At 39.0% G+C, this 20,117-nt stretch carries 17 protein-coding genes; 11 read left to right on the forward strand and 6 right to left on the reverse strand.

Translation table 11 applies throughout. From position 1 onward, the window contains the following. The first annotated feature begins 246 nt into the window (after window positions 1–246). The 4 genes from AC2JBO_RS10620 to AC2JBO_RS10635 all read left to right on the forward strand — a co-directional run bounded on the left by AC2JBO_RS10620 (window position 247) and on the right by AC2JBO_RS10635 (window position 3,538). Complete coding sequence (locus tag AC2JBO_RS10620; protein WP_496953617.1) at window positions 247–768, forward strand: hypothetical protein; 522 nt, start codon at window positions 247–249, stop codon at window positions 766–768. A gap of 126 nt (window positions 769–894) precedes the next feature. Continuing rightward, window positions 895–2,418, forward strand: a complete 1,524-nt coding sequence (locus AC2JBO_RS10625; protein ID WP_496953618.1) for an AAA family ATPase — start codon at window positions 895–897, stop codon at window positions 2,416–2,418. A gap of 147 nt (window positions 2,419–2,565) precedes the next feature. Then, window positions 2,566–2,937, forward strand: coding sequence for a hypothetical protein (locus AC2JBO_RS10630; protein WP_496953619.1), 372 nt, complete (start codon window positions 2,566–2,568; stop codon window positions 2,935–2,937). A 391-nt stretch (window positions 2,938–3,328) separates the two neighbouring features. Continuing rightward, window positions 3,329–3,538, forward strand: coding sequence for a hypothetical protein (locus tag AC2JBO_RS10635; RefSeq protein ID WP_496953620.1), 210 nt, complete (start codon window positions 3,329–3,331; stop codon window positions 3,536–3,538). Here AC2JBO_RS10635 and AC2JBO_RS10640 read toward each other — a convergent pair. Continuing rightward, entirely contained in the window at window positions 3,531–3,785 is a 255-nt protein-coding gene (locus AC2JBO_RS10640; RefSeq protein ID WP_496953621.1) for a hypothetical protein, read from the reverse strand. The two genes, AC2JBO_RS10635 and AC2JBO_RS10640, sit on opposite strands and share 8 nt — an antisense overlap. Before the next feature lie 455 nt (window positions 3,786–4,240). On the opposite strand from AC2JBO_RS10640, the gene AC2JBO_RS10645 reads away from it, so the two are divergent. After that, window positions 4,241–5,944 carry an ankyrin repeat domain-containing protein gene (locus tag AC2JBO_RS10645; RefSeq protein WP_496953622.1) on the forward strand — a complete coding sequence of 568 codons (1,704 nt, stop codon included), beginning with the start codon at window positions 4,241–4,243 and terminating at the stop codon, window positions 5,942–5,944. A 30-nt stretch (window positions 5,945–5,974) separates the two neighbouring features. Further along, window positions 5,975–7,252 carry a hypothetical protein gene (locus AC2JBO_RS10650; RefSeq protein WP_496953623.1) on the forward strand — a complete coding sequence of 426 codons (1,278 nt, stop codon included), beginning with the start codon at window positions 5,975–5,977 and terminating at the stop codon, window positions 7,250–7,252. Between the two features lie 381 nt (window positions 7,253–7,633). Here AC2JBO_RS10650 and AC2JBO_RS10655 read toward each other — a convergent pair whose 3' ends face one another. Further along, window positions 7,634–9,664, reverse strand: coding sequence for a protein kinase domain-containing protein (locus AC2JBO_RS10655; RefSeq protein WP_496953624.1), 2,031 nt, complete (start codon window positions 9,662–9,664; stop codon window positions 7,634–7,636). 870 nt (window positions 9,665–10,534) lie between these two features. On the opposite strand from AC2JBO_RS10655, the gene AC2JBO_RS10660 reads away from it, so the two are divergent. Beyond that, window positions 10,535–11,134 carry an HAD family hydrolase gene (locus AC2JBO_RS10660; RefSeq protein ID WP_496953656.1) on the forward strand — a complete coding sequence of 200 codons (600 nt, stop codon included), beginning with the start codon at window positions 10,535–10,537 and terminating at the stop codon, window positions 11,132–11,134. Between the two features lie 669 nt (window positions 11,135–11,803). Here AC2JBO_RS10660 and AC2JBO_RS10665 read toward each other — a convergent pair. Together AC2JBO_RS10665 and AC2JBO_RS10670 are read right to left on the reverse strand one after the other, a co-directional pair. Beyond that, entirely contained in the window at window positions 11,804–14,800 is a 2,997-nt protein-coding gene (locus AC2JBO_RS10665) for a plasmid replication protein, CyRepA1 family (protein ID WP_496953625.1), read from the reverse strand. Between the two features lie 479 nt (window positions 14,801–15,279). Continuing rightward, window positions 15,280–15,489: a hypothetical protein gene (locus AC2JBO_RS10670; protein WP_496953626.1), complete on the reverse strand. Its 210-nt coding sequence runs from the start codon at window positions 15,487–15,489 to the stop codon at window positions 15,280–15,282. 247 nt (window positions 15,490–15,736) lie between these two features. Between AC2JBO_RS10670 and AC2JBO_RS10675 the strand changes: the two genes are divergently transcribed. Together AC2JBO_RS10675 and AC2JBO_RS10680 are read left to right on the forward strand one after the other, a co-directional pair. Further along, complete coding sequence (locus AC2JBO_RS10675) at window positions 15,737–17,161, forward strand: hypothetical protein (protein WP_496953627.1); 1,425 nt, start codon at window positions 15,737–15,739, stop codon at window positions 17,159–17,161. A gap of 95 nt (window positions 17,162–17,256) precedes the next feature. Continuing rightward, the gene (locus AC2JBO_RS10680; RefSeq protein WP_496953628.1) at window positions 17,257–17,628 is read left to right on the forward strand and encodes a hypothetical protein; all 372 of its coding nucleotides are present in this window, start codon (window positions 17,257–17,259) and stop codon (window positions 17,626–17,628) included. Window positions 17,629–17,667: 39 nt separating this feature from the next. On the opposite strand, the gene AC2JBO_RS10685 is transcribed toward AC2JBO_RS10680, so the two are convergent. After that, a complete protein-coding gene (locus AC2JBO_RS10685) occupies window positions 17,668–17,898 on the reverse strand; it encodes a hypothetical protein (protein ID WP_496953629.1) in 231 nt (76 codons plus the stop codon). A gap of 268 nt (window positions 17,899–18,166) precedes the next feature. Next, complete coding sequence (locus tag AC2JBO_RS10690) at window positions 18,167–18,709, reverse strand: alpha-ketoglutarate-dependent dioxygenase AlkB (RefSeq protein WP_496953630.1); 543 nt, start codon at window positions 18,707–18,709, stop codon at window positions 18,167–18,169. A 408-nt stretch (window positions 18,710–19,117) separates the two neighbouring features. On the opposite strand from AC2JBO_RS10690, the gene AC2JBO_RS10695 reads away from it, so the two are divergent. Then, entirely contained in the window at window positions 19,118–19,507 is a 390-nt protein-coding gene (locus tag AC2JBO_RS10695) for a hypothetical protein (protein ID WP_496953631.1), read from the forward strand. Then, a complete protein-coding gene (locus tag AC2JBO_RS10700; protein WP_496953632.1) occupies window positions 19,476–20,102 on the forward strand; it encodes a hypothetical protein in 627 nt (208 codons plus the stop codon). The genes AC2JBO_RS10695 and AC2JBO_RS10700 overlap by 32 nt, the downstream gene beginning before the upstream one ends. Window positions 20,103–20,117: the final 15 nt, after the last annotated feature.

The following is a 20,117-nucleotide window of genomic DNA, read 5'->3' on the forward strand; positions in this document are numbered from 1 at the left end:
ATGCCATTCATTTTGGCATGGTATGTTCCCATTGAATCACTATTCCCATATGCTCTTATTCCCCTGTTCCCCTATTCCCATAATTCGATATAATGTGCTGTATACATTTGTGGCTACCAGATTGCTTACAATCATGGGAAAAATACTATTTTTTTATTAGTATTTTTCCGAAAATTGTCCAGTTTAAATAAGACTTTATTTGCCATTTGCTGCAATATCTAAAGGTAGGAACAATTGGAGACACCTTTGGAGCCAGAAGAATATTGTCGTAAATGGGTACCGATTTATCAGGATAAAAAGCCTGGGGAACGGGGTTATAGGGCAGCTTGCATTCGCGAGCTTGCCAGAGTATCAGGAGTTAAGGGAACGACTATTGATATCAATTGGGGTTCGGATTTTTCAGAACGCCCAAGTTATCTGCCTAGGATGCTCGCCCTAGCTCACACCATTAACTTGATGAAACAAATCTTTTCTCAAGCCCCAGGTACATTCAGAGATGAAATAATGTTTGAACCCTTGGAACCAAAAGATTTTTGTGCCAAGTGGGTTCCAAGAAAAAGCAACTTTAAGCCAGGAGAATACGGCTATCGCAAAGAGTGCTGCGAGTTTTTGGCTTCCTTGACAGGCTACAACGAAGATACTTGTAGCAATTGGTTATCAACTCCAAGTGATGTACCTAAGTTAGCACGGATGTATTTCCGCTTGCTGGATACTATATGGGAAATTGATAAATTACTTCCTGAAAATGTAAATAATTTTAAAGAGTGAAATAAAGTTAAACTTAAAGGTTTTATTTTAGGTATAATTATTGAAACGGCAAAACCCCCCGTACCAGACTCGCAATCTCTCGGAGGGCTTTGCTCCCCATACCAAGTAAAAGGGATATTTTTCATTATGCACTTGATAACAGAAGACGACAAGGCGCCTCTCTTAAACGTGCCATTAAACTTGGAATATAACTTTGACTACGCGCGATTTAACGAACCCAGCTTACAAAACACAGCAAAAGCGACTCTGGGAAGTTTTTTTGGTTTTGTGCGTCAAAGCTTTGATGGTCTGCTTGGTGTTGGGCAGTCTCTACAAAATTTTTACTTCGATTGTCTCTCCAAATGCCCTGACGGGAAGAAGGTATTTGAAGAATGGCTTAAAAGTAATGATTGGGGTAGCTCCCGCTATTTAGCAACCTCAGCGATGGAAATATGGGGTTGGTTTGAAAAGCTCGCTCCAAAAATACAGCGCCTTGTGCGTCAAAATGTTCAAAAGTGGAGTGTTTCGGCACTTCGCCAATTAACCAAAGTCAGCATCGACTTGATAAAAGAATTAGTACAGACAGGTAAGAAAACAGCACAACAAGTGAAGGAGGGAGGGAGCGAGAGAGAGAGGGAGAAAGGGAGAGTAACAGCTAAACAAGGATTAGAAAATGACAAAAGTCAAATTGATTCCCCACCCTCACTCCCTCACTCCTTCACTCCCTCACTCTCTAGTTCCCCCACTCCCTCACTCTCCCACTCTCCCACTCCTCTTGTTCCTGGAGTAAGAGTAATAGTAACGCGCGATAAAATTTGGGCTGGTCATAGAGGCATTATCATGTCCCAGCAGTCTGATTCATTTTGGGTGTTACTAGATAACACCGTGGCTCAAGGAATGGAGGTCAAAAATTTATTCAAAGAAAACCAATTACAACCAGAAACTAAACAAGTTAATAATTCCAGTACTTCCAAGCAATTGTTCACGCTCGAACAAGTGGAGGAAAAAATAGCTTCCGCTTTAGAACAACGGGATAGAGAAAAAGCTGAAGAAGAACAGGGGCGGTTTATAGAAATTCGGGATGCGGCGCTACAAGCAGCAAAACGCGAGCTTGTCGCAGCCGAACAACATGCTCAAAAATTGGTACAAGCAAAACAAGCATTAATTGAGCAACTCGCGGCTAAAGAAGAGGAACTACAATCAGTCCACGCGCTACAAGTCGAAAACCAAAAATTAGAACAACGAGTCGCAGAGCTAGAAAAAGCATTGGAAGGCGCCAGTGCAAATAACTGGGGTAACACTTTTAACGCCCAAGCAGCCAAAGTTATTAACTCAGACCTAGAAAAAACTATTGCGCCGTTAATGGCACAAGTCGAACGCCTACAAAATGTTGTCGAGTTAAAGGATAAGGAATTAATTCAACTAAGGACAATTAGCGTTAAGCAACAAGAAGAGTTGAAGGCACTACAACAAAACACGGCATCGGCACCTGACTATGAAGAAGTTATCACAACATTTGGAGAAGTAGGGCAAAGTCTAGGCTGGAACGGTTGGGGGCGCCGAGGCTATCGGTCATCCGATGGTACGTTGCACACTGGTATAAATGCACTGACAGCTTTTATCTCAGATTTAATACACTCCGATAACCTGTGTCCCGAAGTCGCATTTTAAATGGGAACCGAAAATTGGTGCCCATTGATAAGGGTATAAGGAGCCACGCGAGCGAGTGGTTTTAAAGCCAGCGTAAGCAACAAGAAGCGCGCTTAGTATCAAAGGTTAGTAAACAAGAAAAGCATGAAAATTAGTGATACATATTAAATGCAAGCTCCAGATAAAGCAGCAGACAAAACAATTAACCTTCCTCGTTGGTTAGCAAAATTTATCTTGTCTCAAGTACAAGGGCAACCAAACAACCAGCGGATATTTTTGGCACTTCTTCAACCGATGGCGCCATCTGAGTGGTGTTTAATATGGATTCCCATAATTCATCCAGGTGTCGAACTCCCTTACCAAGGAGAACGGAGTCCTCACGGTTACATGAAAGCATGTACTACAACTTTATCAACTTTAACAGGGTACAACGAGAGAACTATCGAAGGATGGTTTTACGGTAAGCCATACCATTATTCGGTAGGAATTTTACTGCGATGCTTTGATTTAATATTTAAATTGCAACAATTTTTGAAATAACTCGTAAAGAAGTAAGCATTACCATAATTCTGTCTTCTTAGCTATCAGACAGTACAGGTGCCCTTTTTCGTCAGCATCCTTGACTTCCAAATGCTGCTAGACTTGCATTTATATTGTACTAGTATACAATGACATAAATTTTGACTCTTCTATTGGCGCCTTGCTATTATTCCAAGTGGCAACCACACAATAATTTTTACCATTTCTCTCAAAACTTTAAAAGTCGGAGACTAAGTGATGTGGGAGAACTGTTACCCACACTTACAAAGTTGGCAGCCTTTCATTATTACAAAAATTGAAGGTTCGGGAGCAAGGCTTGATTACTATGCTAATCCTGTACCTTTAGTGGAATTATCGCTTGTTGAATAAGTTATATTGAGCTTCTTGCTTTTTGGTAATGCTCTCATGGTGGCGCCTCTTGGAAAAAACCGATACAGTTGAGAGTAAAAAAATATCTGCTGTACAAACCTTAATTAGTGCTGACAGTGTAGCTCTAACTAGTGTTTATGTGCTTAACCAGGCACTATCCTACAATCAACTGTCGTTAGACATTGTTGGGCACAAGCCCGAAAAAGCACAAGCATATACTTCTATCAATTAGAATAATTATCGACTCTGACATCTCTCCAAATATCAGAGACTTGCCATCCTGAGTTGCCGACAGATTGAACTATGGGGTTATCGCGCACTGGAATATAGTTAGATTCTTGATTTTGTATAACTATGGGTTTTTGCTCCAAGCTAACCACTGGAATATCTTTAGCATCGGGTTGAGTATTTTGCTCTTCATCCTCTATTTTCTTGATTTTAAGGAGAAGTTGTTGTTCTGATTTTTTGATTAGTGTCATATGCTGGTTTGGAACTAAAAATCTGATTTAACTTGTATATCTATGAAAAGACAGACTTTTCATTATACCTTCTACTATTCAAATCAAGGCGCCCTTAATTATTTTTTGCTGTTTAGATACAAATGTTTATATTTTGGTACATACGGTATAGTTCTGGAGTACCAATAACTATAGATTTGGATGTGGGAGTTTGATTTTTGGGTTGATAATGCATCACGTTAGCCAGATTTTCCGCTTCATTGCTTATTTTTCGGACACCGTGACCGTAGTGAAAACTACAACCTACCTCCCACCATCCTCACGTTCCCTTGAACAGTTGATTAAGAAAAAGAATACAAAAACCAGATTTTGTTCATGTAGTGTGTCATACTACAAATAGGTGTAATACTCTTGTCCCTTGCGCTGTGCGAATCTTTAGGTTTTGTTTCTTATTGATAAATGTGACTCTAACTGCTATGAAAATTCATGATTTTGCGAGACAAGGAAATATTATAGGTATCAAAGAACAATTAGCTTGTGGAACGAAGATCGATTGTCTTGATAAATCGTTACAAACCCCATTAATGTGTGCCGTGAGTAGCACTTTTGCCAGTTTGGAAATGGTGCAATTTTTGGTGGAGTCTGGCGCCAATGTTAATGCGGTTGGAGGCGAGTGTAATTTTACAGTACTGAGTTTAGCCGTACAATCGGGGAGTATTGATAAAATTCAATATCTCCTAGATGCAGGCGCCGACATTCATTATCAAAGACCTGATGGTTATGATGTACTAATCGATGCGATGTACGGTCGAGATATTCAAGCGTGCAAAAACTTAGCTTCGGTTGTCAATCTGTTAATTAGTAGAGGGGCAAGTGTTAGAGGTATAAGTAAATATGGCGAATCAGCACTCAAAGCTGCTGCTTATGAAGGAAGATTTGATGTTGTTGAATTGTTATTAACCGCAGGCGCCGACCGCGAACAATTGGGATGGACAGAACTAATGTACGCGGTTGCTTTTGGGAGCGTCGAAGAAACAAAGAAATTAATTGATGCAGGCGCCGATTTACAGGCGTGGGATTCTTGTAATAGAACACCTTGGCTTTTAAGTCTTCAAGTAGGTGACATCGAAAAAGCAAAATTGCTTTTACCATCAAAAATAGACCGAAGCAAATGTGAAACATATGAAGAGCCTGCATTGATGTATGCCATCAAAAATAATAATGTAGAATTGCTAAAATGGTTAATTGAGCTCCAGTTTGATGTCGAAGCTACCGATTATTTAGGCTCAACACCTTTAATAGTTGCAGCATTCATGGGTGCTACTGATTGTGTCAAAGTACTGTTAGAAGCTGGCGCCTCCGCATCCAGGTGTGATAATTATGATAGAACAGCTATCCAGAGCGCTAGTAATTTGGAAATAATCAAAATGCTTGTTGATGCAGGCGAAGATTTAAGCAATATTAATGATGAAATGCTACAGATATTACTAGGATTCAGCAATAGTGAGGATATATCAAATATTTCAAATGCACAATATTTAAAGGGAAAGTATCGGAAATTTGGAAAAACCAATCCAGAAGTAATGAAAGTTGATTTTTGGGAAGCAATGGTTAGAAGTGGCGTTTCAGCTTGGACTGCGAGAGATACCTTTAATAATACGGATAATACTGAAGCTGTATGGTGCTTTCAAAGGTTTGGCAGGACAATTACCCAGTTACCAGATGGAAGAATTATCCAAATAGGAGGGGAACACGAAGATTTTTACGACCCAGATTTTTGCATATATAACGACATAGTAGTACATCAAGGTGATGGTACATTTACTATTTTAGGCTATCCCAAGGACATTTTTCCTCCTACTGACTTTCATTCTGCAACCCTAGTTGGAAAATACATTTATATAATTGGTTGCGCGGGCTATTCGGATGAGATAATTTATGCGGAAACACCTGTTTATCGTCTGGATTGCCATACATTTAAAATACAAAAGATTGAAACCACTGGAGAGAAACCCGGATGGATTAGTCGGCATAAAGCTTTTTATCAAGAACCATCTCAGATATATATTACTGGTGGCAAGGTCTCTAGTAAATTTGGAGATACAACAGACTATGTAGACAATAAATATGACTATATTCTCGATTTAAACAATATGGATTGGCGCCGAATTATTAAGTAACATTATTTATGTATAAACCTAGGTTAACGAATGGACGAAGCAGAATTTACAAGCAGCCTATTTAAGGGACTTGGGCGCCCGCACTGTTACTATCAGCGACACAAAGATTTTCCCTATCGTGACGCACTTCTGAATGCATGTTTATATGACCCTGTTTATGACCACCAAGCGGAAGGCGCGCGCACGAACTATTACTGGGAACTTCTAAATATCACTGCTTGTAACACTGATATTCGTCAACACATTCTAGAAGCTTTGAGAAATCCAGTTGAGGAAATGGATATTGAGCAACTTTTTGGCTTTGCTCTTAACTATGCTTGTTCTGGGGATACCGTTGCGAGGCAGTTAATGTATTCTAAGTGTGCCGAATACGCTTATGCGGGTGATACGTTAGGCGCCAAACAGCTTGTTGAGCTTGATAACATTGATGCTTTTCTATTTATAGCAGAGCATCGGGGAAGGACAAATGAAGCACACCCAGATTTTTGGGATAACGATTTTCTCCTCAAACAAATCGAGAAGCACTTGAGTGCAGAAAAAATTCAAGAGCAATTAAAGAAGGCACAACAAACTAATGCTTTTATCGCGCGCTATTTTACTTTAGTCTCATCTCAAGAAACTGTACGTACTCTTAGACCTTCTTTAAGCCAACAACCTTACGAAGAGATTAAGCGTATAATTTTGGAGAGTCAACGAAGAATAGCACCTTCTGTGTTCTATCGTTGGGGAAAACTTGCATCTGATGATGACATTTATCAGGCAGCACAGGATTTATTGACCCTGACCGACCCAAAAGTAATTCCTTTATATTTAGGAATGTTTTGTAAGCGAGTATTTCCACTTGGTTTGTCACCTTTATTACCACTCTTTTGGTCTAATCACGAACGTGTCACCTGTTATGCTATTAGAGCAATAGCAATGTTTCACGATTCAAAAGTCCGCGCGCTTGCGCTACAATTGATTGCTGCCAAACATCACACGAGTGATGCAATAAAGCTATTTATCCATAACTTTCAAGTTGGTGACGAACTTTTCTTAGCGGGGATTTTTGAACAAAGTATTGATGATGACGATTTACATTCTTTGATTTGTAGTTTAATTGATGTTTTTGAACAAAATCTAACACAATCATCTCAAAATTTACTCGTAACATTATATGAGCAAAGTCCATGCTCTATATGTCGTCAGCACATCGTTGACTGTTTGATAAAACTTGCAACCTTGCCAGACTGGATGATTAATGAGTGCCAGTACGATGCAAATGAGAATATTCGGCAAGATGTCCATCAATATTGTGAAGCAAAATAATCTTAGTTTTAAACTAGCTCCTAACTTTCACATCCCAAAATTCTATATATAGCAAGGGTTTCAAATAAATGTGCTAGTTTTATATTTTACTTGAGCCTTGTGGTGCCAATCGGAGGCTTATATTTTGCACCATTCGCAAGAAGCCGGTTTCTGATAATTAATGGGTATGGTTAAAAACCAGGATTATAGCTTGAAAGGCGCCAACCAAAATGTGCGCCATTGGCGCACATTAATAGCACCAATAATGGATTGCTTGGAAACTATAAGCAAAATTTATATAATTGAATCTTAGTGGTTTTTAATTATAAGTATTTCTTATATTATTTCTCAATTTTGAGTTTTTGGTAGCTCTTACAGTTCAGTCGAGAGCGAGTGTATGAATTATAATTGGGGAGCGGTGACACCAAAATCAAATTTATTTTGTTTTTTGTCATCTAAAAATAAATTTAATTCTTTGACACTTGTAGTTCTCGCATTTTTGGCTAAAATTAATTCAATTGCTTCTTTCATTTTTGTAATTTGATATTTAGCCCTCCCATCACTTCTACTACTTCTTTCATATATGTCATTTTTTGGAGATTCAAATACAATTTTACGATATCTGACATACTTTTCAAGCATTATATCCAATAGCGTTTGACCATCTTTAGTCATCGTATTAACATCTGCACCATGTTCGAGTAATAATTTTATGATGTCAGCAGAAAACTGGTCACGATTAAAAGCTGTTATTATTGGTGTATTGCCAGAAGAATCTTTTGCATTAACATTGGCACCACTTTTTATCAAAAGCTTTACAATATTTTCATTATCCTCTTGGATAGCCAAGTGCAGTGGCGTTCTAGTTTCTCGCTCAGTACTTGTTAGATTAACATCGGCACATTTATCAATCAATGTTTTTATAATTTCTTCTCGATGATACTCTTGATTTATAATAGCCGCCATTAATGCTGTAGTTCCATTATTGTCAAGTGCATTCACATTTGCTCCATGTTTTATTATCATATTTAATACTTCTTTAAGATTATTATTGTTCTCTCCATTTCTATACCTGTTTCTATATTCATTTCGATTCATTAAATTTACAAGTAAAGAATCGCTTCTTGCTCCATCAATTTTGTTGTTAGGATTCGCACCATTATCTAGTAAAAACTTGACTAATTCCATTGTCTGAGAAGATTGTAATTTATATAAAATTAAATTACCAGATTCAGGAATATTAAAATTAGCTCCGCGTTTTAAAAGAAATTTCGCATCTTCATTGTCGGCACAAAATATTAATGGAACAGTATCTGACTTCTGACGGTCGCGACTGGAATGGTTATAATTAGGAACTAGTAACGCCTTAATTCTAGCATTGGGATTAAGACCTTGTTGTACGTATTGCCTCAATTTGTCTGAGCTATCGCATGTATCGCTAGGCGCCATCTGAGACATATTTGCTATATTTCCTGTGTTGGTAACAGGCAAATTTTCTTTGTTGGACATCTTGGACATCAATAAAGATGAAACACTACCAACGACTAGTGTAATGGAAGTTAATATTATGGCTGGTAAAAATTTAGTTTTTTTATTCAGCAATTTTTGTGGATTCGAGAGCGCATCTAACGCTTCGCGCGCAGAAGAAAAGCGAACGCTTGGATCGGGCGCCAACATTTTCTCCAACCAATCGGCAAAAATATTGGAAATTTGAACTTCCGAGCGAAAGTCAATACTCAAACCCTTAGCTGGTAACTCCGTAGGAGAACGACGGGTTAATAAAAATAATAATGTAGCAGCTAAACCGTATAAATCGCTCGCAGGTGAGACAGTTCCGCGAAATTGTTCCGGTGCAATGTAACCAAAAGTCCCAACAACTGTACTACCATGCGCCACTGTTGTGTAATAGGTATCTCGTACCGCACCAAAATCCACTAAATACACCAAACCGTTATCGTCACGAATAATATTATTGGGTTTGATATCGCGGTGAATCACCCAAGGCTCTAGCTCATGCAAATAAATCAAAATTTCTAATATTTGTTCAGCAACATCTTTAACTGCCGCTTCTTTTGGGCGCCATCCCGATTCTATCCAAGTAGCAAGGGATTTACCTTTGGCCAATTCCTGAACAATACAGAATTGGCGGTCGTTTTCTGTATCAATACAAAACGAATCGTAATAACGGGGAATTCCCTGGTGTTGCAGTTTTGCGAGTACTTTTGCCTCTCGCTCAAACAACTCCAGTACTTTCCAATCACTCATTTTCTTGAACGATAAAACCTTGAGAGCAAAACAGTTACCTGGCTGTTCTGCATCTTCGACTGCGAAGGTTACTCCACTTCTTCCCTCACCCAAAACATCAATTACCCGGTAACGTATTCCCTCTGGAGCGGTAATGATATCTCCCTGCTGGTATGGTAAATCTTTCATGCAACTCACTAATAATTAAAAAACATTACTTTTATATTAAATTTGTATGAAAACTAAATTATTTTATGACTGTAAATAATTTGTATGTTTTTAGGTAATTTTTGATAAATACGCGATAAGCAAAAAGTTAAGTTATCTTAAAATCATTTCCTATGTTGTGGGTTGTGGCAGAGAATATCTCAGTAAAAATGAAATTATGTTGGTGAAATTACGGTGTTTAAATAAATCAGCTTTACACAATTGAAACAATTCGTTTCGGTGCTGCTCCCCCCGCGTCACGGGTGTACGGACTTACGTAAGTACCACAAGTATTCGATGATGCTGGCTTTGTAATAAATTAGCCAAGAACTTCAGTGCATAAGCATTGCAAATGCATTTTGGAAGCTGTTTTTTACAAGTCAAGATTTATCTACTTTTATTGATGTAGTTTTGGGTGATAACTATGATGATTACAGTTCTCCAGTTATGGGAAATGACTTTGTATCTGGCTACTGGAATAGTAAATTTTATTTAGTCTCTATGTGATAAGCTTTTCTATTGTCAAGTTTTAACAATTTGACACAACTCACGCTGCCTTTGGTTTCGCGTACCTTCAATTAACGGTTTAACAAGGCTCAGAAAAACATGTTGGGCAGTATTGTTCCCGAACGGCAAGTTTTGCCGTTCGGTCGAGTAGTAAAGCCAAGTAGTTCATAAATATTAAGCAAGTATATTAAATTATCTTAACTTATGTTCTTGAAGGCGCCGCACTACTGACACTTTTTAAGAACAGTAGGTTTGCGTGAAATCTCTTTTACGATATAGATTTAGAAAAAGATGATATGGAATCGGACATATAATAAATACTCAGGCGGCACAAAAGTGAAAGCAATGATTTTCGACATAGACGGCACGCTTCTGCAGTCCGATGCAAATGACGACGCGATATACTTGGCATCAGTCCGCGATATACTTGGCGATGTCAGCTTGCGTCCGTCCTGGGGGATGTATACACAATTCACGGCAGCCGGCATCTTGGCCGAGATTCTGAATGACAACGCTATAGAAGCAACATCAGAGAGAGTGAGCGCGGTTCGAGATCGCTTTGTTGAAAGTGTCCGTCGTTATGTCTCTGAACACGGCCCGTTCGTAGAGATACCGGGCGCTCTTGATTTTGTGCAGAGTCTTCACAATTCGACCATGCATCGAATTGCCTACGCAACAGGCGGTTGGCGCGGATCGGCACTACTAAAACTGTCGCTCTCAGGCTTTCCTGTGACGGGCATCCCACTGGCCACCTGCGATGACCATTTCCAGAGGAAGGAAATAATGCTCCGCGCGCTCCGGCAACTGAATGGCGTCTTTGAAACCGTTACATACTATGGGGACGGACACTGGGATGCCGTCGCTGCCAAAGCGCTTGGGTGGCAGTTTGTTCCCGTTGGTACAAAGCTCAATGGGTTAACTAGGTATGAACCGAGTCTAGCCTAACATATCGGTCAACCGCACTCGCTACGTTATGCCAGAGCAAGCGCACGTCCATTCATGGTGACAACCATAGACTGTTTGTAATGGCTGAAACTATTACCTAGCAACCGTTTAAGAGTGACAACCAAAAAGATCATAATCTGGAAACTAATATAAATTTATTAAATTTTGGGATGGGTCAGAATTCGCTCAAGTTTTTCTGACTCTAACGAGGGTACTAACTGGCGCCACTGGGAATTAGAACAGAATTCAATCAACTTCTAGTTGCTGAAACCGTTGTAAAGCAGTCTACATAAAAATTACACGGTAATTAATAAAACTAATTCCTAAAAGAGCAAAAACCTTCTAATTAGAAGGTAGAAATTTTTAACACTAGTTCTTGCGTTCTAAATTAACGTTTTATCAACGTTTGGAGAAATATTTCCGGAACTAGATTCTCCCCGAACGGCAACAGTTGCCGTTCGGAGGAGGAGTCATTTATTTGTACTACTTTTTGCTCATCTTTTCAAAGGCACCCAAATTCCCCCATATAATTTGGGAGATTATAGGTGGTTGTGTCCAAAATCTATTTGAATAGTCTCTTTATTATTAGTGCTGGACACCAGAGATATGGGCAGTAGGCAGTGGGCAATCGGCAGTCGGTGAATCTTTTAAGAATGAATATATTGCTAATTAAGCTGGCGTACCCATTTCAACTGCCTCGGACGAAGGAGCGTAACGTTTTTTCCAAGTGGCGAAAATTTCATCACGCCCATCTTCTGGCTTAATAAATTGATAAACTCTTTCCCTATGACCCCTACTCCCAAATCGCCCAACATAGGATAATCCTAACCCCAACTTACTCAATATTTTTTGAACAATTGTGATGGCGCCCAATCTGTTAGAAATGGAAACCCCCAAATAGTTCCTGATAATATACCGATGCTGAACAGCCAGAGCTTTAAACTGCTGCAATTGTGGGTCAGAAGCACGAAACCTGACCCCTGGAGTCAAAAAATAATTAATTTTGAGATTTTCCAACAACAAAACTACAGGTAGTAACTGCCCTCGATTGAAATCCGGCTTCCAGACTGCATTTTCACCCGCTTCTATTTGTGCCTTAGCTGTCGTTACATCACGTTCAACAAGCTGCTCTCGTCCCAAGGTCAAAAAGTAATGGAGGCGCAGTTGGGGATACCAGCCATCCGAATCTTTCCATACTAAAGAAGCTGTTACATCAACCCCATAGCGTTCTTTCAATATCGCTTTGCGTTCTTCTTGACGTTCGCTACTAGTCTTCGCGCGCTTGTCTTGTAGTTTCTTCAACTCACCATCAGAAATATCTTTTGCTGTTTCAACCGCGCGGCATTCAGATTCATGTAACTCCAAAGAAGCTGCTTTAACGGATGCGAATACTTGTTCACTCTCTTCTTCTTCAACATCTTCCGCATCAATAATTGTGTAACCATCTTCTACCAAACCCTGAAGCACTGATTCTCGATAACACCGCATTTGAGCGTTGATGACACAAGCGCGCTTACCCCAAGTTTGTAAAGATTCGGGTTGAAAATTCTCATTGATGCAAGTGTAATCAGCGTTATCAGCTTCGGACAATAATGCAATATTTGCTCTTGTCGCTGCATGTTGACTTGCTAAAAGTACACCCAATGACGCGGCGCCGTTTCCTACAAATCCCATGCCACTATTCCTTACCCAGATGTGACGGTCAACAGTCTCTCTCAATCTTGCTAACATTTGCCGCGCGGAGTTAGCAGACTGAACTCCTTGGAATACTCCCCATACAGCATTGAAATGACCCTGAATATCGATAGACACGCCAGTTTCCAAACTGGGTGAAGCAATAACTAAATCGTATTCCCGCAGAATCGAGTTGAGATGAGCAATACAACCATAAGCAGGATGCTCTGGATCTGCAACCGACTCACTATCAATTCTTAAAATCCTCAACTGTGGGAATTTACGGCGAAATCTTTGCTCTAATGCCTGAGTTCCCCATTTCGATTTAGCTTTCTGGGCAGAGCAACACAGTAAATGATGTCCCCCCTTGGAAATTGCCTTATCAAGTGCTGCAACTAAATTTTTCGGATTAGTACCGTCGTAGCTGTAACAATTTCCTGCTAAAGGTCTATAATTATTAAGAATTACAAATGGTTTAACTTTTATCTCTCCTGCTAGGGATAGCACGTAGTCAGCATCACAATCGGATACATCAGCGCTTGCTAAATAAATCTTTCCTAGAGGACTGCTTAAAACATTTTGAATTAGCAACTTCAGGTTTTTAAGTATAGAAACACGATGCTTTGCGACTTCTGTTGAAGAATTAAGAAGATGCCAGAATACTTGGTCACATTCGTCAATAATAACGGTGTCGTTATACCAATCACTGGGATTAAACCTGGCTTGGCTTTGGTGGTGGAGAGAATCGATACATACACCATATCCGAGTAAATCCCCCGTACCCGAAGAACGTACTTCAGTTACATAATTGACTCCAAAACGCTTGCATAATGCCTCTCCTAACTGAATGCGATGAGTAATAATTAACACTCGACGATTTTGTTCATGAGCTTTTGCAACTTCATCGGTTAGCCATTCAGTTTTACCCGTTCCTTTGGCGGATTTAAGAATAATAAGCTTTTCCTCGCCTGGAGTTGATATTTTTCCGAGAAATTTCTGGTCAAGCGTGATTGCGGGTTGGTAAGTCAATATAGTAAAAAGTTTGACTGTCCACATCTCTAAAGATTCGGCTTTGTTATAAAGTGCTTCAAATGCATCCTCTCCCTTCTCAAAAGTAGGCGCCTGCTCCGGGAAACCCTCCTCATGCGCGGCTGTCTCATTTTGAGCAGAAATAAAATCGTCAACTCCTTTCTGTGGTCCAGGTAAATCGATTACCTTAACGCAGCAGTTTAAGAGTGAAAGTAGTTTCCCTGTCTGGTTGATAGCTGCCCTCACGTTTTTTACTGTTTCTGGCTTAGTATCTCGGTCAAAACAAATGGTAATAACTCTATCAGGACTAGCAAAATGCTTTAAATCTGGTATGAGGTAGGGTTTACCAATGATATTGCCCTCTTTATCTTTGGGAGTGCGATAGCCACCATTTACTCCAGGTATTGCAATTGCAGCATAACCAGCGGTCAACAAGCAACCAGCTTTTTTAGCCCCTTCAACAATTACTATCGGCACGTTACGGCGCCAAACCCAGTACCAAAATCCATGCTCCTGTTGCAAATCATCTTCTGTAATGGGGATACCACAACGCTCTGAAACTTTCTCCCAAACCCTTTTTGGAACTTGCAGAAAAAATGAGCGCGTTGCTTCTTTGGGTGGATGCTCGTATTTTATAAATTTATGAATTTTTTCATAATCGCGTCTGGGTTTATCTGGCTTGAAGCATCCCCACATCATTGGAGCATATTCATTCAAGGGGTCAATTCCATTACACCACCAACCCCCATATTCAATGTGGCGATATTTCTTTAAATCCCCATCTCGTAGGCGCCCATCATTACGACGTGAGATACTGGAGCTATAAAGTAAATATTCGTAGGGTGTTGTTCCTTCTAGAGAAATAACGTTAAGGGCAATAATTTCTTTATCAACTGAGCTATTGAGCCATTCTTGAAAATGTTGGAATTGAAAATCAGTTGCGTCGATATTAACTGCATTCATAGGAAACTCCAATTTTTTAACTATTTGTTGTGAGTTAAAGCTAGAAGTCAGGGAAAGTAAAAGTATTTGAACCAAACTCTGCGGGGTGAGTTTTGTATAATCGGATATTGCAGTGCTTCAGTATTGAGGCGAAGGCTAAAGCATTTAATCTGAAAACAAGTGTTTTAAACTTATACACGAGTTTTATTTGTCGTCAGTACAATCTTACTCAACTAGTTCTAAGTGTCGATGTGTCAGCCTCCGCATAACAATAGAGCGGCTTTCAAGAAAAAGATGCCGCCAAAGGAAAGATATTTATACCGATTTAATTAACTAGATATAATATAGGCATTGCATAGACCAGTCAATACAATGCCTAAAAATGTATATACGCGACAATTAAGCAAAATCCCCCGACTCATCATCAGGGGATTTTGAATTAACTTTTAAAGATTTACGAACGCGATCCCGCCATTGCCTGAGAAACAGAAGTTCGCTTCTCAGGCTGCTAATTCCCCCAAGACTTGCTCCACCTTTACTAATCTTTTCTCTAATTCCTCAATTTTTTGAGATTCGTTTTTGTGAGGGGTGGCTAAATACTGTTTCATGTACTCAATCAATAATTCTGTAGCAGAGGTATTATGTTCCTTCGCTTTCCTGATGAAAGCTTCCTTTAGCTCCTCATCAATTCGGATGTTTAATTGACCCATAGCATTTCCCATAGTTAATCTGTCTATACATAGACTAGCTTTGTTTTCCCGTCTATGCAATGCCTATACTTACTTACGGCATATATTTAGGGCTTTTGACTAACCTTGTATATGCAAAACATAAAATTGCATTGACAGATTGACTAGTCAACGTATATGCTAAATATATACAAATACTCATGTGGTCGCTTCAAGCCTGGTAAGCAATAGCGACCACATGAGCAACCTTTTTACAGGGAATAGTATTATGCCTTATACCGCCTATACACAGCAAGTACCTAACCGCAATATATGTGATGTAGAGCGTGCTTCATATTTGGATGCGGCACCCCTAAATAATATTAAGGCAGTTGAGATATCGTTTGACAAGCACGAAATATATGTTGGTGAAAAGCTAATAGCCAAAATTATTTACGATAGTGATGATTTTGCTACCCAGTGCTGGCTAGTCATTATAAATGATGTAGAAATCCACAGGTCTAATACTTGGGCTAAGTGTTACAACTACATTACATGGCACTACAAGCAAGAAACCTTGCCTATGCAACAGCAAGAAGTAGAAATAGGCGCCCATAAAAGTGCGCGCGTCAAAATACCTGTATTTATTTTTGATTCTCAAAAACGAGAGTTACTGAATTTCAATTATTGTTTGCGAACGAGAATATTAGGAAAAGACCATCGAATTTATTATCGCTTTAGTACAATCAATAGTACTAAAGATAGCAGGCGCCACAGATTCAAGTTTAAATATCGCGTAAATAAACTCAACTGCCGTAACGATGCTGCTATCACTACAGACAATAAAGGAGGAATTGAAATGGTTGCAGAAATTAAATTAGGGCTTTGTAATCCACCAGAGCCAATTTATTTGTACGTAAAAAATGGAGAACTCAGTGGTGAGTCTTACCTTTGGTATAACTACGATATTAACAACGAGAAAACGATTCCGGTACAGCAAAGAGCTTTGAGCGGGTATTTACAAAATCTGCGATTAACGAGTAAAGAGTTCAAAGGCAAGGACAATATGAAGCTTGATATCGTTGTCGCAGCGGATGAACTATACGTCGTTAGAACCGGGATAGAAACAAATTTTGCAAAAACATTTCTTTTAGCAGTATCGCAAGTGCAAGATTTTTCTAGACCTCTGATTTTAGCTGCAACCCCAGGTGAGGAAAATGTGGTTTTCTGTCGGCTTTATGATGCTGCGACTAAAACCAGGATTCGGTGTGAGTGGAACAAAGATGCTGATTGGGCTGGAATCATAAGCTATATTCAATCAAAATTAGTTGGTTCATCAGTAGAGGTTCCATTACCACAACAGGAGCAAGCACAAACACGTAAAGCTGTAGTTCCTCTGTCACCTGAACTAAATCAAGATTTGAGGGTTAAGCAAATTCGTACTTTACTAAACTACCCAGTAAAGAGCGTAATCGAATGGCTGGGATTTCAGGAAGTAGAGCGCCCAAGCGAACTAGAAGATAGCCAAGTTGACGAATTGGTAAAAAGCATGTGTTTATCTTGGGCACAAGATAAATTCGAGCATCCGAGCCATGTGGTTAGTTCATACCACGAACATGTAGTTGAAGCTGTTGCTTCGGGAATTCCCGAAGTTACAGCGATACAAGCTTGGATGCAGAATGTTCAACAGTCTCAACAGAAACTATTGAACTAAAATCTGCTAATCGTTTCATTAACCGGGAAGTTTTATTGGATATTCAAAAACTTCCCTTCTTAAATCCATAGTACAAAACAATTACTAATGATGAAATGGAAACGGATAAACAATCACAACAAGCTACAAAAATTCCGCGTTGGCTAGCAAAGTTTATATTAATATCAACGCAGGATAACCCTAAGAGTAAAAAAATATTTTTTGAACTTTTGAAACCAATGACCCCATCCGAGTGGTGCAGATTATGGATACCTGTAATTTTTCCAGATGTGGAACTTCCAACTCCTGGGCAACGCAACCCGATTGGATATATGAAAGCTTGTAATGCGACTCTCACGTTGTTAACTGGCTATAACCAAAGAACTATCGAAGGTTGGTTTTACGGAAAACCATATCATTATTCAGTCGGAATCTTATTACGCTGTTTTCATTTAATTTTCAAATTGCAGCAATGTTTGAACAAATAAATACACACACTCTACTCTCTATGAATGCGAAGTATCGTCTTATTTTTGATATTTTAATTGTTCTTCACGTTTTAATTCTTTCATCGTTTTGATAAAATCTTCCTTTCCTTCCCAGCCTCTCTCAAACAAATCTTTCAATTTTTGTTTTCTTTCTTCTTCACTCAGTGCGTTAAATGGATGAATTTCAATCATGATTTCCGTACCATCCGGAATATCAATGTCTTGGAAAATTTCAATGTGATGACCACGCTTAATACCTTTAATTTTCATTGCTAACTTTCTCCTGTACATTTTATGTAATTGTATTAAAGCATACTATTGTCTTTTACCTTAAATAAAGGTGACAATTTTTAAATGCTCGTTGTGCTTGTTTATGTAGTATAGCAAATGAAGTTGATTTATCTGCCGTTCCCTAACTATATGATATGAGGAATAAATAATTAAGCTAAACTTGCTTCAACTGTAAAGAGCCAACCACACAGCTAAAACAAACACTATATAAATATTGATGACTGACCTTTCTTTGTAATACGGCAACTTAATCCAATTCATTTACACAAAACGCACGCCAGGTAAGACTAATTCGTGCTTTAGCACTCTTTTGTTTATTTATAGCGTGTACCCATTCATTCTGAACCGAGTTGTCCATATATAACAGTGAACCTGGCTCAAGCAGAAAATTGTGCCGTATATTTTTATTTTTCTGATTGCGAAAAGTTATTTTACGGGGGTTGCCAAGTGATACAATTGCCACGCCAGTTCCTGCTTGCAAGGCGCTTGTATCATCAGAATGAAAACCCATCTTATTATCACCAGTTTCGTAATAATTCAGTAAGCAATTGTTGAACTTGATCCCAAGTTGACTTAAAAGTTTGTTCTGGATGGGCACAAGATGTGGATGCATCGGCGCCATCTTATAACTCATTTGTAAATAATTGTACGGGACACCAAACGATGCTGTTTTACGCGCTTTCATGCTGTCATCCCATTTAACCGTTGACAACAATGTTTGAAAAATTACCCATTGTCTATCTAAGAATTTTTCAATAATCAGAAGGTTTGGTGTTTCAATGTCAGCCATTTTTGTGGATTAATTAGCTCTGGGTATGGAGTATTTTACATTTGTAAGCCCAAGAAAACAAGCGCTTACAATTAAGTATAGCTCAAAAAGTGTGCAATTTATTATACTCAATATTGCTAATTTCAGCAAAGCGCCGAGAGTAGTGATTCTTCAAGATTATGACAAGTCATTATTGTTTTAATTAGCACATATTAAATGTCCGCAATTGTTAAAAATAATTTAATTTTTCTATCAATATGTACTTTAATTTTTGAGATTAATTTCCGAAATTTTACGCAAATGAAGGTAACACAAAAGTAAAAGAGTGTTAAATAAAAAGTAATGCTATGCAACTGAAAATTGAGCATAATCCAAACTGGAATTTAGTTCAACTTCAAGTTGAGTTTGACTGTCATTTAAATTGGCTCCATGAAATATGTACAACGACTTTACTCCCAAACTACATTAGCCAAAGAATCAGGTGTTTGCGTGACAACCATCAAAAACTGGTGTGAGTTCGCTGACATCAAATTACCAAAACGCGGAGGTTTATTTAGCTGCCTAGATTTAGAATTATTAGCTTGCTTTTACGTCGCTAATCGGTTTTTAAGAGTCGCACAAGTCGATTACCAACAAGAAGTCGTCAGCAGAGGAGGAATAAAATTATACGTCCGCGAAATCCGACGTACTGACTTGTATACATTTGTGACTGAGTTTTTAACTCCAGAGGAACAAGATAACTTTTTCGTGAAAATATTGGTTGATAAATTGAAGGAGGAACAAGCAAATGAATCTGTCAGCAGCAGTACAGCAGCTTGAAATACCAGTATCCGATTTGAAAGCTATTTGCCAAGCTTTAGATATCCCAATTACCGATAACTCAATTAGCGATGACAGTTTCCAGAAAGTTCAGGCTTTCGTTACTGCTTGCAAGGAGCGCGCGTGTTCATTTTCTGAAGGTATTCAAGAATTGCTGCGTCTCAAAAACGAAGCGCAAGCACAACAACAAACAATGGGCGCCAGATTTAATTTGGATGAGTTCTTCAAGCAGCGCATTGGTATTGACCCACAGGTAGTAAAACCTGGTAGCTACCACTATGACTTGTACCAACTATTGCTCAAATCTCATTCAATATCTCAAGTTGGCTACACGCTATTTAGAGAAGCGTTCCTGCGTCAAACCCAGGATTTAATTTTAAACGGTGTAGAAGAATCAGAAATTACACATAACCAAACAGTTAATGGTTTCGGCGCCGCATTTGAGAGTATCGAAAATCAGTTCGAGCAAAATTTTTTAGGAACGTCGGTAAATTGGGGGGAGGAAGAACACCCAGTGTTAGTAGCGGCACAACAAACATCGCTTCCAGGCGCCAAGAAAACGACTACATCAACATCCCCTGCGTCGAAGAAATAGTTGAAGCGGCGCCAG

This window comes from Calothrix sp. CBUCES-K 9914 (genome assembly GCF_059640475.1).